The organism is Sphingopyxis sp., assembly GCF_035565275.1.
Classification (GTDB): Bacteria; Pseudomonadota; Alphaproteobacteria; order Sphingomonadales; family Sphingomonadaceae; genus Sphingopyxis.
Genome location: NZ_DATMST010000153.1, coordinates 51021 through 67752 on the forward strand (window position 1 = coordinate 51021; position 16732 = coordinate 67752).

The 16732-nt window shown below is 65.2% G+C and carries 10 protein-coding genes and 1 riboswitch; of the genes, 6 read left to right on the forward strand and 4 right to left on the reverse strand.

Annotated features, from left to right (window positions below):
* The 5 genes from VN047_RS10755 to VN047_RS10775 all read left to right on the forward strand — a co-directional run bounded on the left by VN047_RS10755 (position 1) and on the right by VN047_RS10775 (position 10531).
* A complete protein-coding gene (locus tag VN047_RS10755) occupies positions 1-4500 on the forward strand; it encodes a hypothetical protein (protein ID WP_325542513.1) in 4500 nt (1499 codons plus the stop codon).
* On the forward strand, positions 4497-6176 hold the full coding sequence (locus tag VN047_RS10760) for a hypothetical protein (RefSeq protein WP_325542515.1): 1680 nt from the start codon (positions 4497-4499) through the stop codon (positions 6174-6176). The genes VN047_RS10755 and VN047_RS10760 overlap by 4 nt, the downstream gene beginning before the upstream one ends.
* Positions 6177-6302: 126 nt before the next feature.
* Positions 6303-7334 carry a M14 family metallocarboxypeptidase gene (locus tag VN047_RS10765; protein WP_325542517.1) on the forward strand — a complete coding sequence of 344 codons (1032 nt, stop codon included), beginning with the start codon at positions 6303-6305 and terminating at the stop codon, positions 7332-7334.
* Between the two features lie 143 nt (positions 7335-7477).
* Positions 7478-7682, forward strand: a riboswitch (cobalamin riboswitch).
* Between the two features lie 118 nt (positions 7683-7800).
* The gene (gene metE / locus VN047_RS10770) at positions 7801-10137 is read left to right on the forward strand and encodes a 5-methyltetrahydropteroyltriglutamate--homocysteine S-methyltransferase (RefSeq protein ID WP_325542519.1); all 2337 of its coding nucleotides are present in this window, start codon (positions 7801-7803) and stop codon (positions 10135-10137) included.
* A gap of 4 nt (positions 10138-10141) precedes the next feature.
* Complete coding sequence (locus VN047_RS10775; RefSeq protein ID WP_325542532.1) at positions 10142-10531, forward strand: acyl-CoA thioesterase; 390 nt, start codon at positions 10142-10144, stop codon at positions 10529-10531.
* 130 nt (positions 10532-10661) lie between these two features.
* Here VN047_RS10775 and VN047_RS10780 read toward each other — a convergent pair whose 3' ends face one another.
* A complete protein-coding gene (locus VN047_RS10780) occupies positions 10662-11969 on the reverse strand; it encodes an MFS transporter (RefSeq protein WP_325542521.1) in 1308 nt (435 codons plus the stop codon).
* A 106-nt stretch (positions 11970-12075) separates the two neighbouring features.
* On the opposite strand from VN047_RS10780, the gene VN047_RS10785 reads away from it, so the two are divergent.
* Positions 12076-12528 (forward strand): helix-turn-helix domain-containing protein, encoded by a 453-nt coding sequence (locus tag VN047_RS10785; RefSeq protein WP_325542523.1) that lies wholly within the window; start codon positions 12076-12078, stop codon positions 12526-12528.
* Between the two features lie 389 nt (positions 12529-12917).
* Here VN047_RS10785 and VN047_RS10790 read toward each other — a convergent pair whose 3' ends face one another.
* The 3 genes from VN047_RS10790 to VN047_RS10800 form a co-directional block, all read right to left on the reverse strand.
* A complete protein-coding gene (locus VN047_RS10790; protein ID WP_325542525.1) occupies positions 12918-14453 on the reverse strand; it encodes a malonyl-CoA synthase in 1536 nt (511 codons plus the stop codon).
* A 1-nt stretch (position 14454) separates the two neighbouring features.
* Complete coding sequence (locus tag VN047_RS10795; RefSeq protein WP_325542526.1) at positions 14455-15444, reverse strand: aldo/keto reductase family protein; 990 nt, start codon at positions 15442-15444, stop codon at positions 14455-14457.
* A 9-nt stretch (positions 15445-15453) separates the two neighbouring features.
* Positions 15454-16732, reverse strand: a 1279-nt coding sequence (locus tag VN047_RS10800) for a class I adenylate-forming enzyme family protein (protein ID WP_325542528.1), incomplete at its 5' end; no start/stop codon positions are given.

The window sequence follows — 16732 nt, forward strand, 5'->3', positions numbered from 1 at the left end:
ATGGCACGCGAACCCACCCTCGGCCAGCTTCGCCAGAAACGTGCGAGCTACGAAACCGCGCGCACCAGGGCCGGTGCAAAGATCGACGCGGCGGCGCAGAAGATGCGCGAGATCGACGAAGCGATGACTGCCGCCCGCAGCGTGGGCGATCTCGCCACCGAAAAGCGGCTCGGGCGCCAGCGCGAGACGGCGGCGGGCAAATATCGCGAGCTGCACGAAGGTCTCGGCCAACTCGACCGCGAATTCGAACTGCCCGATCTGGGCCGATTTATCGACCCTTGCGCGGTCGAATCGGACACGCCTCTGATCCTGCTGCCCCTGCGTGTCGAGACGCGATACACTGCCGATCGCAAGCATCTGCGCGTTCGCATCTATCCCGACACCATTCATATCGACCGGCTCAACCGCAGCTTCGCGACGAAAGAACGCGAGGCGGGTGAAATCTATTGGCGCGGCGTCTGGTCGGCCGGTGAATCCGGGCAGGAACAGGCATGGGCGACGCTGGTCGGCGCGGTGGGTGCGTCGCGTGCGGGGTGGATCGCGCATGCACTTCGTCCCACCAACCTCGCCGACCGCAGCGGCGCGAGCGAGCCCGCTTTTCCGGAGATCGCACCGACCGATCCGCTGACGATCGCCGCGCGGTTGTTGCCCGACCAGTTCGTCGTCGTCGCTCGGCAAAAGGGTGGCACCGTCCGGGTGAATGGCAAGGCGATCAAGTCGCCGCTGCCGATGGGCATCTTCGAAGGCCCCGAAGAATCGCTCGTCGAGGTCGACGGCGTTCCCGTCGCGCCGGGTGCCGAGTGGATCGTGCGGTACGACGATGCGGTCGAAGCGGGGATGGCGGTGACGGTCAAGCTTGCCGAACCCGGCGGACGCGTCGAGAGCCTGCTCGTCTATGGCATCCGCCGCAGCATCGACGGAGCGAAGGGCGCAGCCGAACTGGGCGCATTGCTTGAATCGCACGATCTGTCGCGCGGCATCGGTTTCCTGCCGCAGGGCACGCCGACCAACAATCGCGAGGAAGGCCGCAGCGCCTGGAGCGCGAAACGCGCGGCCTCCCCTCCCGGCCTCGATCCCGCAACAGCCGAGCCTGTCGCCAATGCAGCGGTCGTCGCCGAAGCTCTAGGGATCGATCCGGCGCTGCTTGCCGATGTGCCCGAAGCCGCGCGGCCCGAGGCATGGCGCGCACGCGCGATGAATATCGCGCTGTGGCGACCGACCTGGGGCAATTTCCTCGACAAGTGCGACGGGATGGGCGGCCCGAAGCTCAGCGACATGCAGAAAGCCGACGCACGCCGGCTCCACCGCGACGCAGTCTATGGCCGCGGCCCGCTGCCCGCGATCCGCGTTGGCGACCAGCCCTATGGCCTGCTGCCCGTCGCTGCAACCGATGCCGAATGGTCGGGAACGGGTTTCGAAGGGCAGATGATCGACCTGCTGCGGCGCGTGCGGACCGAATGGCGCGCCGCGCTGCGCAATGTGCCGCATATCGTGAACGGCGAAACCCGGATATCGGAGACGCTGATCGAACTGCTCGGCGCGGGTCCGGTCAGCCGCGCCGTCGACGCGCGCGGCGCGGTCACGCGGCCGACATGCATGCTGTACGAAGAGGTTGCGGGCGCGGTCGACACCGATGCCGAAGCCGAATTGCTGATCGGCGGCCTCGCCTGGCAGGCGCTCAACAATGCGAGCTATACCAATATGCCGGTCTCGCTCGAAGAAGAGGCACGCCCTGTGCGCCTGCCCTTCGCGCTGGCGGGCGACGCCGCCTTTTGCCGTGCAATCCTCGATGGCGGCTCGCCCGGCGCGCCGAAAAGCGTGTTCCAGGCGCTCGTCCTGCTGGGCTGGGAGCAGATCAACGAGAAGGTCGCGGCGGAAGGTGGCCGCGGCCGGCTTGCCGATCTGGTCGCCGCGACATCGGCCGACACCCGCCTCCGCAACGCTTTCATCCGCAGCGCCGAGCAGATCGAAGTGCCGCAGCCCATCGTCTATGAAGCGCAGGCGGATATCTTCGCGGCATTCATCGATCCCGCCGCGAGCATCAACGCCTATCAGCCGATCGAGGCGGCGCGAACGACCTATGCCGAGATGGCGATCACCGCGACCTCCGAAGCGACGCGGAAGATCTTCGCCGATCTTGCAATCTACGCCTGGTCCAACGCGCGCGCCGAGCTCGATGACATGCGCGAGGCGCTCGCGGTGCTCGCGGACGAGACGATCGGCGAGGAAGAGCGCCGGATTCTCGTCGGCGAAACGCTCGATGTCGCGTCGCACCGCCTCGATGCGTGGGTCACGGCACTCGTCGAGCGGCGCCGGCGCACGCGGCGCGCCGCCAAACCGGGCGCGACGCTGATCGGCGCTTATGGCTGGGCCGAAGGCATCGTCCCGGCCGGGCCCCGCGAGAGCGAGGGATATATCCACGCGCCGAGCGTTCCGCACGCCGCGACTGCCGGCGTACTCCGCGGTGCCTATCGCGCCCACGAACGCAAAGCCTTTGCCATCGACCTGACGAGCGCACGCGTGCGCGATGCGATGGACCTGATAGAGGGTATTCGCCAAGGGCAGAGCCTCGCCGCGTTGATCGGTTACCGTATCGAACGCGCGATGCACGTCGGCGATCTCGATGCGTTTATCTTTTCGCTGCGCGTCGCCGCGCCGCTGGTCCAGGGTCGCCTGACCGATCGCGACGAGCCGGAGACGACCGCGCAGGAAGCGCTGGCGCCCAGCAACGTCGTCGACGGCATCCGCTTGACCGAAATGTGGAAAAACGGGCGCGACGGCGTGATTGCGGCGATCAGCCGCAAGCCCGAGAACAACCCCTATGTCACGACATGGGCGGCGCCGACCCAGCCCCAGATCGACCGTCTCGATAAATATATCGCCGACGCGGCGGCGGCACTCGACGCGGTCGCCGATCTGCTGCTTGCCGAATCGGTGCACCAACTCGTCAAAGGCAATACCGAACGGGCCTCGGCGGCGATCGACGCCGCGGCGACGGGGGACTCGCCCGTACCGATCCCCGACGTCGCGCTGACTCCCGCGGGCGGCGCGATCGTCACTCACAAGCTGTTGATCGTCGGCGGCGGTACGTCGTGGAACGATCAGCGCCCGCGCGCCAAGGCGTCGCCGGAGATCGAGGGGTGGGCTGCCGCCCGTCTCGGCGATCCCGCGCGGATTGTCGTGCATAGTGACGCCGGTGGCCGGCGCACGCTGGCGGATGCGGGGCTTTGCGCGCTCGACCTCGTCTATGGCGCGCCCGAGCAGATCAGCCTATATAACGCCCTGCGCACGGCATTGGGGCTCGCTGCCGACACGCTTCTTGCCGACACCGCCGATCCGGCGTGGCCCGCCGGATCGATCGCGCTGGGCGAAGCGGTGGTCCTCGCGGCCGCCATGCGCCAGCTTCTGGCTACTGCTACCCCAGCTGCCGGAGAGGATCTTGCGCTTGTCGTCGAAAAGCTGCGTGAAACCGGCGCTGCGACGCTCACGGCTACGGCAACGCGTGCGCAGACGGCGCTGGCAGGTTTCGGGGCGGCCATCGACGCGCTGGCGGATGCGATCGACGACGATGCAGGGCGCGAACAGGCGTTGGTCGCGCTCCACGCCTATGGCGTCGCGCCGCCGATGGGCGGCCAGCGCGCAGATGTCGCGGCGCTGGCGCTCGCTGCCGCGCGGCAGCGGCATGAACGCGCCGTCGCCGCGCTGGCGGGCGAGACGACGCGCGAATTGCTGGTCGAGGTCGGCCGGGCTGTTTTCGGGGACGGCTTCTGGATTCTCGCCCCGCTCGATCCGGCCGCCGGTACGCCCGAAGTCTGGGACAGCGCGCTCAAGACGCCGCCCGTCGGCGCGACCACACCCGCCGTGCGCCGCTGGCTCGCCGACATGGGCTCGGTACGCGATGGCGTGTCGCGCTATAACGAGGTTTTGCTGTTGGCCGAGGCGTTGGGTGTTTCGGCCCGACCACGGATCGCGCAGATCGCCGCGCTTGGCGAAAAAATGCCCGAAAGCTGGGTGGCGGAGCCGTTACCGGCACCGCCCGATTGCGCCGTCACGAGTTGGCTGATCGACGCCACGCCCGATTACGGGCCGGGCAAGCCGACCGTCGCCCTGGTGGTCGATCAATTCACCGAAAACCTGCCCGAGCCGCCGCACCGGATCAAACCCGAAGACCCGGAAAAGCCGCCCCGCCACGTCAGCGGGATCGCGATGCACGCCCGCGCCGCGTCGGCGCGCCCGCCGCAGGCGCTGCTGCTACCGGTGCCGCCCGATACGAAACCGTGGAGCAGCGCGCGGATCGAAGCGGTACTCGACGATACGATCGAACTCGCGAAGCTGCGCACGGTGCGGCTCGAACATACGGCGGTCGCGGGCCAGATCCTGCCGGCAATCTATACGCAAAGCTGGTCGCTCCAAGGCGAAAAGATCCTCGATTACAAGGAGCTTCTTACCGACGCCGCGGCGGTCAGCATCATGCCCTATCTGGGGAGGCAAGCGATATGAGTATCGTCGACACCAGGCATATTCCGCTGATCGGCAGCCTCGCCGAGGTCGCACGCGAAGGCATCAACATCGGCATCTATCTGGTCCCGCCAGCGCTGACGCGACTGGAACCTCAATCGATCAGCGGCGATCCGACGCCGGGCCTCGAAATGGCGGTGCATGACCCGCTGTGGATGCTCGGGCGTCAGTGGCAGTTTGCGGAATTTTCGGGCGAAGACGCCGGAACGCCGCTGACGGTCCAGGTCAAGGCGAGGGCGAAACGCGTATCGGCATGGAAACCCGCGGGCGCCGCTTCGGCGGTGCCGCTCGCTCCCGGGGCGCTGCTCGATCAGGCGATCGAACGCGAACCGCGCGAGGCCGCGCCGGGAGTTCGCGCGCGCGCCGAAGCAGCCGGCCTGCTAATCGTGATGCTCGGCGAGGCGGGTCTCGATGCCGGTGCCACGCTGCTTGCAGCCTATCCCTTCACCCTTCCCGCCTCCGACGTCGGCGCCGCGACGCGGCTGATTGGCGCACGCAGCCCCGATGGAGAAGCGATCGCAGCTGCGATCGAGGCCGGTGACACGCCCTGGCTTGCCGGAGCGCCGGCGGCCGCACACGATGCCGCTACCGCCTGGCTCGACTGGTATCGCACCCAGGTCTCGCCGCTTGCGACATCGGAGAGCTGGCTGCCCCGGCATCTCGAATATCGCTTCGCGATCCGCGCCGGATCGGGCGATGGGCAAGCCGGCTTCGAAGCGCCGATGCACGAAGGCGGGGCGATCGACTGGTATAGCTTCGATGCAAGCGGGGCGCCCATTGCGCTGCCGGGCGAAGCACCCGAAAGCGACGAAGAGATCGACCTGACCTCATTCGCCAGCCCGCTTCGCTACAGCGGCATGCCCGCCGACCGCCTGTGGCAGTTCGAGGACAGCGCGGCGAACTTCGGCGCGATGGACGTTCAGCCCAACGATCTCGCGCGGCTGTGCCTGATCGAATTCGCGATGATCTATGGCTGCGACTGGTTCCTGACGCCGCTCGATATACCAGCGGGCGCCTTCACAGAGCTTGGTTCGGTGACGCTGCGCGACAGCTTTGGCGAAACCGAGACACTGGCACGCAGCGCCGATGGCGCGGGCGACGCGCGCTTCCGCCTGTTTCGCAACAGCCGCGGCGACGACGCGCTCGACGGCTTGCTCGTCCCGCCCTCCTCGCTCGACGTCCACGAGGGGCGTCCGATCGAACAGGTCAATTTCCTGCGCGATGAAATGGCGAACATGGGCTGGGCGGTGGAGCGCGTCGTCCCCGACGCGGGCGGCGATCCGCGTCGGGGACGACGCGCGCTGACCGGGCCCGAACGTGCGGAGGGCACCGAAAATGCCGACCTTACCTATCGGCTGATGACCGGCGTGCCCGACAACTGGATTCCGCTCGTCCCTGTCCCCACCACCGGCCGCGGCGGTTTCAAGCTGCGCAAAGGGACGATGACGGGAACGGAGCAGGCAAAAGGCCGCATCCTTGCCGCGACCCCGTTCGACCTGATGGACGAAGAATTGCCCCGCACCGGCCTGAAAGTGATGCGCGTGCCAAGCATGACGCGAGACGCAAAGGGAAATCGCATCCGCTGGATCGCGAGGCGGATCGAAAGCGGTTTCGGTGAGGGGTCGAGCGGACTGAAATTCGACGACGCGCACGCCTAGAGCCTTTGTCCCGGCCGGATCCCATTAGCGAGCTGGCCGGTTGCCATCGATAGCGCGGAGGCTTTTTCCTCCTTCTCTTCTGATCCCCAGTTCAAGCGCCGAGGACAATCCACGGCACAATCCCGCATGCCCGATCCAGAAATTTCTGGCCGAGCGATGCTCGGAGAGGCTAGGCCGGCCGAGGCTGCACCGCGGTCGGCACAAGAATTTTCCGGCACTGAAACGATCGAAACCATGATGAACCATCCGCACTTCTATCCTGTCGGCACCGTCGGGCAGCCTTGGGGCGAGACCGAGGTCGAGCTATGGCGAAGCCGTCAGTCGCGATTGCGTCGATATGACCTCGATATCCTGCCGCGTATCGACGCTTTGGCCGATCGCTACGAGAAGGTCGCCTATGGCGAGCTGGACTATGCCGGGGAGCAGTACACCCTGTACGCGCTGCGCGACCGGCGTTTCGATGCCGCCCTGCCGACCGCGCTGATTACCGGCGGCGTGCATGGATATGAGACCAGCGGCGTCCTCGGCGCCCTCGCGTTTCTGGAGGAATCCGCGCCGGACTATACCGGTAAATTCAATCTGCTGGTCGCCCCCTGTGTCAGCCCGTGGGCGTATGAACGGATCAATCGCTGGAACTACGACGCCGTCGACCCGAACCGGAACTTCCGCTCCGACGGACCGGCGCGCGAGGCCACCGCACTGATCGAACTCGTCGAATCCACGCAGGGTCAGTTCCTTGTGCACATCGATCTCCACGAGACGACCGACAGCGATGCCAACGAGTTCGGGCCCGCGCGGGCCGCGCGCGACGGCAAGGACTATGTCACAGAAGTCATTCCCGACGGCTTCTATCTCGTGGACGACAAAGGGAATCCGCAACCCGAATTCCAGAAATCGATCATCGCCGCGGTCCAACGGGTGACCCATATCGCCCCCGCAGACGAAAAGGGCGAGATTATCGGTTCAACCGTTGTTGCGGGCGGCGTGATCGAATATCCGCTGCAGGCGCTCGCCCTCTGCACGTCCATCACGGGCGCGCGTTATACGACGATCACCGAGGTTTATCCCGACAGCCCGCGCACGACGCCGGAAGAATGCATCCTTGCACAGGTGGCAGCCGTTCGCGCGGCGCTGGATTTTGCGCTCGAACACCTCTGAGGGTATTCGGCTCGAAAGACGAAATGGCCGACCGCAGGCCGGCTGCTCTTGGCGACCAAATGAAGAAAACGGACGTTCCAAGGCCACTCAATGTAGATATAAGGAATTCTTTATATATGCATTGACAGTCGCCGTGCACCTTCTATCCTGGAGGCTGTCGAGGTTCTTCGCGTCGCCGCAAGCGGCGGGAAGCTAAGACGGGAAGCCGGTGTAAATCCGGCGCTGCCCCCGCAACTGTAAGCGGTGAGCGGCGGTCGATACGTGTCACTGGTCCGGCAAGGGACCGGGAAGGCCAGACCGCCGCGTCGATCCGCGAGCCAGGAGACCTGCCTCGTCAGATACGTCCTCCGGCGGGGTGTCCGGTCAGGCCGCATGCATGGCTGCGCCCGACCCTTGCTTTGCGGGCGCGGAGTCCCGTGCGTACGCGTCTGCCCGGCGCCTTGCCCCTTGCAAGGTGCTTGAAGAAATGACTGTCAGCGTCGCCACCCTCGGCTTCCCCCGCATCGGCCTTCGCCGCGAGCTGAAATTCGCGCTCGAAAGCTATTGGGCCGGCAAGACCACCCTCGCCGAACTGCAGACCGCAGCCGCTGGCCTCCGCGCCTTGGGCTGGGCGCGCCAGAAAGCGCTCGGCGCCGACATCCTGCCCTCGAACGACTTCTCGCTCTACGACCATGTTCTCGACACCAGCGCGCTGATCGGCGCGGTCCCCGCCCGCTACGATTGGAGCGGAGAGACCATCAACCCCGACCTCTATTTCGCGATGGCGCGTGGTGTCCAAGGCAACGAAAAAGCGCGTGATGCCGGCCACGCCGCATGCGGCCACGCCCATGACACCACCGCGCAGGAAATGACCAAATGGTTCGACACCAACTATCATTTCATGGTCCCCGAACTCACCGCCGGCCAGACGTTCAAGGTCGCCTCGACCAAGATCTTCGACGAATTTGAGGAAGCGAAGGCGCTCGGTTACGTGACCCGCCCCGTCCTCCTCGGTCCCGTCTCCTATCTGATGCTCGCCAAGGGCAAGGCGGTCGAACCGCTCGCGCTGCTGCCCGGGCTGCTCGACACCTATGCCGAAATCCTCGCCCGTCTCGCCAAGGCCGGCGCCGAGTGGGTCCAGATCGACGAACCCTGCCTCGTCCTCGACCTCACGGCCGAACAGCGCACCGCCTTCGAGCGCGCCTATGCCCGCCTCGCCACCCGCGGGCCCAAGCTGATGCTCACGACTTACTTCGGCGGTCTCGGCGACAATCTCGATCTCGTCGCCGACCTCCCCGTCCACGGCCTCCACCTCGACCTCGTCCGCGCGCCGGACCAGCTCGAACCCGCACTCGCCAAGCTCCAGCCGCACGTCCTGCTCTCGCTTGGCGTCATCGACGGCCGCAACATCTGGCGCGCCAACCTTCCCGACCTCTACTGGCGCCTCAAGGAACTGGCGGGCAAACGCGACCTCATCCTCGCGCCGTCCTGTTCATTGCTCCACACCCCCGTCGACCTCGCGCTCGAAACCGGCCTCGCCCCCGAAATCGCGCAGTGGCTCGCCTTCGCGGTGCAAAAGATCGAGGAACTTGCCGCGCTCGCCAAGGCGCTCAATGAAGGCGAAGACGCCAGCTTCGCTGCCTTCTCCGCCTCGCGCATCGCCGCGGTCGCGCGCCAGACCTCACCGAGGATCCACAACCCCGCGGTCGCATCCCGCCTCGCGAGCCTCGACGAAAGCGCCACCCACCGCGCCGCGCCCTTCACATCCCGCCGCACCGCCCAACAAAAGCGCCTCGCCCTCCCCGCCTACCCGACGACGACGATCGGCAGCTTCCCGCAGACCCCCGAGGTCCGCAAGGCCCGCGCCGCGCATATCAAGGGCGAAATCGACGATGCCGCCTATGACCAGTATCTCCGCGTCGAAACGCGCGCCGCGGTCAAATGGCAGGAAGAAATCGGCCTCGACGTCCTCGTCCACGGCGAGTTCGAGCGCAACGACATGGTGCAATATTTCGGCGAGCAGCTCGCCGGTTTCGCCTTCACCCGCGCCGGCTGGGTGCAAAGCTATGGCTCGCGCTGCGTCCGCCCGCCGATCCTCTACGGTGACGTTTCGCGTCCCGAGCCGATGACAGTCGCTTGGTGGCGCTACGCGCAGGACCAGACCGACAAGCCCATGAAGGGCATGCTCACCGGCCCCGTCACCATCCTCAACTGGTCCTTCGTCCGTGACGACCAGCCGCGCGAGACAAGCTGCCGCCAGATCGCGCTCGCGATCCGCGACGAGGTGCAGGATCTCGAGGCCGCCGGCGCTGCGATCATCCAGATCGACGAAGCCGCGTTGCGCGAAGGCCTCCCCCTTCGCCGTTCGGAGTGGCAGCATTATCTGGATTGGGCGGTTGAATGCTTTCGCATCACCGCGAGTGGCGTCCGCGACGACACCCAGATCCACACCCATATGTGCTATTCAGAGTTCAACGGCATTATTCGCGCAATCGGCGCGATGGACGCCGACGTCATCTCGATCGAGACCGCACGGTCACAGATGGAACTCCTCGACGCCTTCGCCAGCTACTCTTATCCCAACGAGATCGGTCCGGGCGTCTACGACATCCACAGCCCGCGCATCCCTGCAAAGCGCGAGATGACCGATCTCCTCATGCTCGCCGCAAAACATGTTCCGGCCGACCAGATCTGGGTCAACCCCGACTGCGGACTCAAGACGCGCAAATGGGACGAGGTGCGCCCCGCGCTCGTTGCGATGGTCGCCGCAGCCAAGTCGATGCGCGCCCGCGCGCTCGCCAAGGAGGCCTATCTTGCAAAATGAGGTGATGCCGGAAGGCCAGCCCGCCGTCCGCGTAACCGCCATGCCCGCCAGCGCCAATGTTTATGGCGACATTTTCGGCGGCTGGCTGATGGCGCAAATGGACCTTGCCGCATCGTCGGTCGCCTCGCTCCACGCGCGCGGCCGCGCCGTGACAATTTCGGTGGAAGGAATGACCTTCCACCGGCCCGTTTTCGTCGGTGATGAGGTGTCGGTCTTCGGCAGGCTCGCCAGGGTCGGCCGCACGTCGATGCACGTCGAAGTCGAAACTTGGGCGCGCGACCGCCATGCCGAAGAGGCTCATAAAGTGACGCAGGCGGTATTCATTTTCGTCGCCGTTGGGCCAGATCGACGGCCACGCGCGGTCAAGCCTCTCACTGCGGGACCGCCAGGTTGAAGTGGCCGGTTGGAGACTAGCTGCTTTCGTCGGGCGCGCGCCCGGTAAAGCGGACGGCCGACTGTCGACCCTGTCGGTGTAAGCGAGATACTCCGGGTTCGGTTCAATTGGCCGGATGTGAATCTGAACTTTACGCGTCGACTTTCCGGGTGGCCACCGCGGGTATCCACCGTCGGGTGAATGCCCACCAAAGGATCGCGGCTATGCTGATGCCAGCCCCCGTGATGCAGACGCCTGTCCAGCCAGCATGGGCGTAGACGATCGTCGAGGTCGACGAGCCAATCGCGCTGCCGAGCGAATAGAACATCATATATGCGGCCGTGAGACGATTCTGCGCGTCTGGCCTGACGCGATAGATCATCGCCTGATTGGTGACGTGGGTCGCCTGCAATCCGAAATCGATGATGATAACCCCCGCGACCAGCCATAATATGGAGCAATCCAACAGCCAGATCGGCAGCCACGCGACCAGCATCAAACCGAGTGCAACCCCGGTTGTGCGTTCCCCGTATCCCCTGTCGGCCCACCGTCCTGCCCGTGTCGCCCCGAGTGCGCCGGCCGCTCCGGCAAGTCCGAACAGGCCGATCGCGGTGTGGGACAGCGAATATGGCGGCGCACTCAACGGAAGGACCAGCGGCGTCAGCAATGTCGTGATGTTGGCGAAGATGAGCATGGCGATCACGCCACGGATGCACAGGACCGGCTCTTCGATCAGGAGCGTGGGGAGCGACCTGATGAGGCTGGTGTATGAAAGACTCGTGCGCCGTCTCGCCTGTCGCGGGAGCGTCCGCCAAAGCAGCAGCGCCACAACGGATGTCAGCAAAGCGGAAACCAGATAAACCGTCCGCCACCCGGAAAGATCGGTCAGGAATCCCGCGACGCTGCGCGCGAGAAGGATACCGAGCACTATCCCGCTTGTGACCATGCCGACAACATGGCCCCGGTCGGACGGCAGTGCGAGGCTCGAGGCATAGGCCACCAGCGCCTGCGTAACAACAGCCAGAAGACCCATTGCCGCCATCGAGGCCAGCAACATGGCGGCGGTCGTCGAAACGCCCACACAGATCAGGGCCAGAACGGACAGGATCGATTGTCCGACAATGAGCTTGCGACGATCGACCAGATCCCCGAGCGGAACCAGAAGGACAAGGCCCAGCCCGTAACCAAGCTGCGTCATCCCCACGATCAGCCCCGCGAAACCGTGAGAAAGCCCGAGGTCTTTTGCCATCACGTCGAGAAGTGGATGGGCAAAATAGGCGTTGGCTACGGCCATACCGCTGGCGACGGCAAACAGCAGGATGGTGGAGCGCCCAAGCGTCGACGCGCCTTTGCGGGATGTGCCAACGGCCCCGGTCGCACCGGCGACCTCTTGGCCGACCGGCAGGCGTGCGCCATCGTTCGCGCCGCCCGCCGGCGACGCGCCTTGCTCGATGATCATTGCAAGCTCCTGTCGAATGGTTTAATAACGCAACCATTCTTGATTAGCCAAATGGTTTAATGATGCAACTAAAATTTTCCACATGCATCGGGTACGGGATTAGGCGATGGTCGCGCGAAAGAGTCTGAAGGGCGATTACTGCCCCAGCGCGCGCGCGCTGGATGTGATCGGGGATTGGTGGTCATTGCTGATCGTGCGCGACGCCTTCGACGGGCTTGCGCGCTTCGGCGAGTTTCAGAAGAGCCTCGGCATTGCCAAGAACATTCTCACGGAGCGCCTGCGGGCGCTGGTCGCAAACGGGATTCTGGAACTCGTCGCGGCGAACGAAGGCGGAGCGCGCATGGAGTATCGCCTGACAGCGATGGGGAAAGATCTTTTTCCGGTGATGGTGGCACTCAGGCAGTTTGGCGAGCGCCACCTGTTCGCCCCGCAGGAGGCGCATTCGCTCCTCGTGGAGCGCGACACGGGTCAACCGGTCCGATTGGACGTCCGAACGCAGGGCGGTCGGTCGATCAGCCCGGACGAAGCTGTGATTCTTAGGGTGTCGGAAGATGAATAAGGAAGCCAATCCGAAGATTTGGAGAATAAGAAGCAGGATAGCGTAGACATGATTCGACGGTCTTTACCGCGGGTGGCCGGTTGAGCCGTTCCGCTTTCGATTTCAAGTTTCGGGAAGCTGACATTTTACGCCGCCCTTTGAAAGCTCGCCAATGCCTGACGGCCATGGCGGAACCAAAAAGGTCGCTATGCCGGCAATCTGGTAGTACTGGGTCGCGTCGGCCCTTGTCGCCATTTCCCGCGTGACAAATGTCGAGCGCGCCAGCGCGATCTTCCTTGCCATACAGACGTTATTGCAGGCCGCCGTCGCGGCGGCGCCTCTCCCCTTGTTGCACTCGCTGCCTCGCGCACCGGCACCGCTTGCGGCGCTATATGCGCGACCCGCAGCCTTTAGCTGCCGCGACCGGACGGCGAAGCGCCGGCGAACATATCCTGAAACCGCTCGCGCAGCCTGTTTTTCTGGATTTTCGCCATTGAGTTGCGCGGGAGTTCGTCGACGAACCGGATTGCGCGCGGCTGCTTGAACCGGGCCAGCGAGCCGGAAAGATGCGACAGGATCCGGTCTTCCGACAGGTCGCCCGACGGGGCGATCGTGATCACCGCCACCACGGCTTCGCCAAGATCGGGATGCGGAACCCCGATTACAGCGGACTCGCGAACCCCCGCGATCTCGTCGAGGACCGTTTCGATCTCGGCCGGGTAGATGTTGTAGCCGCCCGAAATGATGAGATCCTTTTCGCGGCCGACGATCGAAATATAGCCTTCGTCATCGATCCGGCCGAGGTCGCCTGAAACGAACCAGCCGTCGCGAAATTCCGACGCCGTCTTTTCCGGCTGCCGCCAATAGCCGCTGAACACATTCGATCCCTGTATCTCGATCATCCCGACCGCGCCGGCCGGCACCGGCGCATGCGTTTCGGGATCGGTGATGCGAATGCCGACTCCGGGCAAGGGAAAGCCGACGGTCCCCGCCCGCCGCCGGCCCGCATAGGGGTTGGATATGTTCATGTTGGTTTCGGTCATGCCGTAGCGTTCGAGGACCGCATGCCCCGTCCGCGCCTCGAACGCCTGATGCACGTCCGCCGACAGCGGTGCCGACCCCGATATGAAAAGGCGCATGTGACGGACCAGCGCCTCGTCGAACCGGGGATCGTCGAGCAGCCTGATATAGAAGGTCGGAACGCCCATCATCGTCGTCGCGTGCGGCAGCGCCGCGATCACCTCGTCGATGTCGAAGCGCGGCAGGAAACGCATCGACGCGCCCGCCGCCATGATCGTGTTGGTCGCGACGAACAGGCCGTGGGTGTGAAATATCGGCAGCGCGTGAAGAAGAGCGTCCTTGCGTTCGAACGCCCAGTAATCCTTCAGCATCAATGCGTTGGATGCGAGGTTTTCATGGCTGATCATCGCGCCCTTCGATCGGCCGGTCGTCCCCGAGGTATAGAGGATCGCTGCAAGGTCGCCGGCCGCAAGCTCCACCGTCGAAAATTGCGATGCGCAGCGTGCCGCAGCGCGCGCCAGCGAACCGGTGCCGTCCTCTCCCAGCGTCTCGACGACCCCGACACCCGCCGCTTCGGCGACCGGGCGCAAGGCGTCGAGCGTATCGGGCCTGCAAACGAAGAGGCGCGCTTCGCTGTCACCAAGGAAATAGGCGACTTCCGCCGCCGTGTAGGCAGGGTTGAGCGGAAGGAAGATCGCACCCGCGCGCACCACGCCAAGATAGAGCGCAATCATGTCGATGCTCTTCTCGCATTGCACCGCGACGCGGTCGCCCTGCGCGACGCCCAGATCGCCCAGCAGATTGGCGTAACGTCCCGACATCTCGCCGATCGCGCCATAGGTCACGACGCGCGCGTCGGGCAGGACCGCGAACGGCGCATCGTCCCCCGGAAAGTCGGCCAGCAGCCGGGTAAACAGATTGGTCACTTTAACGCCTCGTATTGAATCCGGGAACCTCGGGGACGGTGATATCCTCGCGCGGGATCGCGGCAACGATATTCTCTGCCTGCCGGAATAATTCGCTGTCGATCGCAAGCCCGCTTGCCGATGCATTTTCCTCGAGCTGCCCGGGCCGGCTCGCACCGACGATCGCCGAAGCGACATTGGGTTCGCGAAGCACCCAAGCCAGCGCGAACTGGACGAGCGTCACGCCGGCCTCGGCGGCAAGCAGCCCGATATCCTGCACCGCCCGAAGTGTCGCTTCGGTCATCTTCGGCCCCATCATCCGGCCCATCACATCGTCGGCGGCGCGGCTGCCGGCGGGAGGCGCCTGACCCGGGACATATTTGCCGGTCAGCACGCCCTGTCCCAGTGGCGACCAGACGATCTGCGAAATGCCGTTCGCGGCGGAAAGCGGAATCACTTCCTTTTCCGGCCGCCGCCAGAGGAGCGAATATTGCGGCTGGCTCGATACGAACGGTTCGACGCCGGGGACCGCAAGCGCCTCGCGGATATTCGACGGCGACCATTCGGAAAACCCGAGATAGCGCACCTTGCCCGCGCGCACGGCGTCGCTCAGCGCCTCCATCGTTTCCTCGACCGGCGTATCAGGGTCGTAGCGATGACATTGGTAGAGATCGATATAATCGGTGCCGAGCCGCGCGAGCGACGCATCGAGCTGCTTTACGACCTGTTCGCGGCCGAGACCACGGTCGCTGTCGCTCATCGGTCCGAACAGCTTGGTCGCGAGGATATAGCTGTCGCGCGGACGCCCGGCGAGCGCCTCCCCGAGGAAGCTTTCGGCCGCCCCCCGCCCATAGACATTGGCCGTATCGATGAAGTTGATGCCGAGCCCCAGAGCACGGTCGACCACCGCTGCCGCGGCCGACCGCTCGATACCGACGCCGAATGTCATCCACGAGCCGAGCGAGATTTCCGAAACCTCAAGGTCGCTCGAGCCGAGCTGCCGATAGTGCATGACGCCTCCTCAATCGCTGGATGCCAGATAATGATCACGCAGTTCGCGTTTGAGTATCTTGCCGATCGGACTGCGCGGCAGTTCATCGACGATGCAAAGCTCGGCGAGGCGCTGCGTCTTGCCTACCCGGCCGGCGAACCAATGCCGGAGCTCGCCGGCATCGGTCGTCGCCCCGGCGGCGCGAGTGACGAAGGCGACAGGTGTCTCCCCCCACTGTACCGACGGCACGCCGACCACCGCGGCGTCGACGACATCGGGATGCTGGCGAAGCACCGTCTCGAGATCGGACGGGTAGATGTTGAAACCGCCCGAAATGATCATGTCCTTCTTGCGGTCGAGCAGGATCAGGAAACCGTCCTCATCGAAGCGGGCGATGTCGCCGGTGCGGATATAGCGGCGCCCCGCCTCGTCGAACCATTCGGCCTCGCGAGTCTTTTCGGGCTGGTTGAGATAGCGGGTCATCATCGAAGGCGAATGGCCGACGACCTCCCCGACCGTGCCTTGCGCGACTTCGGTGCCCTGCTCGTCGATCAGCCGGACCAGATGTCCCTCGGCCGGCCTGCCCACCGTGTGCAGCTTGTCGGGAAACAGATGCGCGGCAAGCGTCATCGTGCCGCCGCCTTCGGTCATGCCATAGATTTCGACCAGCCCGCCCGGCCAGCGGCGCAGGATATCGGCCTTCAGCGCGGCCGCGAAGGGGGCCGAGGTGCAGGTTTTCATGCGAAAGCTCGACAGGTCGAAACGATCGAAGTCGGGATTGTCGAGCAGCCGCTGATATTGCACCGGGACCAGCATCGCGTGGGTGACGCGGTGCATTTCCGACAGCGTCAGAAACTCGAGCGCATCGAACTTCGCCATCAGCACGACGGTGCCGCCATGGGCCAGCGCGGGGATCAGGCTTACGAGCGTCGTGTTCGAATAGAGGGGGGTCGAAACAAGCGTGACGGCGTCCGACGCGTAACCCGTCACCTGTCCGCGCCGGATATGCTGCCAGCGCATCGCGTGGCTCTGGACGATGCCCTTGGGCTGGCCGGTCGTCCCCGACGAATAGATGATGTTGAACGCCGCGTCGGGTGCGACCTCGACCGGCGCCGGTGTGCCCGCCCCGGCACGCCAAATGTCGAATGCATCGCGTTCAAGCGCGATGCGGTGCGGCTCGCCAGGCAGAATCGCGCCGAACCGCCTTTCGGCCCCGGCATCGAGGAAAAGGAGACGGGGTTCGGCATCCGCAAGCATCGCGGCGAGGCCCTCGCCGGACGACGAGGGCGCGAGCGGCACCGCCACCGCG

Coding starts and splice junctions, on each gene's coding strand:
- VN047_RS10755 (WP_325542513.1), top strand. CDS start 1: ATGGCACGCGAACCCACCCTCGGCCAGCTTCGCCAGAAACGTGCGAGC.
- VN047_RS10760 (WP_325542515.1), top strand. CDS start 4,497: ATGAGTATCGTCGACACCAGGCATATTCCGCTGATCGGCAGCCTCGCC.
- VN047_RS10765 (WP_325542517.1), top strand. CDS start 6,303: ATGCCCGATCCAGAAATTTCTGGCCGAGCGATGCTCGGAGAGGCTAGG.
- metE (WP_325542519.1), top strand. CDS start 7,801: ATGACTGTCAGCGTCGCCACCCTCGGCTTCCCCCGCATCGGCCTTCGC.
- VN047_RS10775 (WP_325542532.1), top strand. CDS start 10,142: ATGCCGGAAGGCCAGCCCGCCGTCCGCGTAACCGCCATGCCCGCCAGC.
- VN047_RS10780 (WP_325542521.1), bottom strand. CDS start 11,969: ATGATCATCGAGCAAGGCGCGTCGCCGGCGGGCGGCGCGAACGATGGC.
- VN047_RS10785 (WP_325542523.1), top strand. CDS start 12,076: ATGGTCGCGCGAAAGAGTCTGAAGGGCGATTACTGCCCCAGCGCGCGC.
- VN047_RS10795 (WP_325542526.1), bottom strand. CDS start 15,444: ATGCACTATCGGCAGCTCGGCTCGAGCGACCTTGAGGTTTCGGAAATC.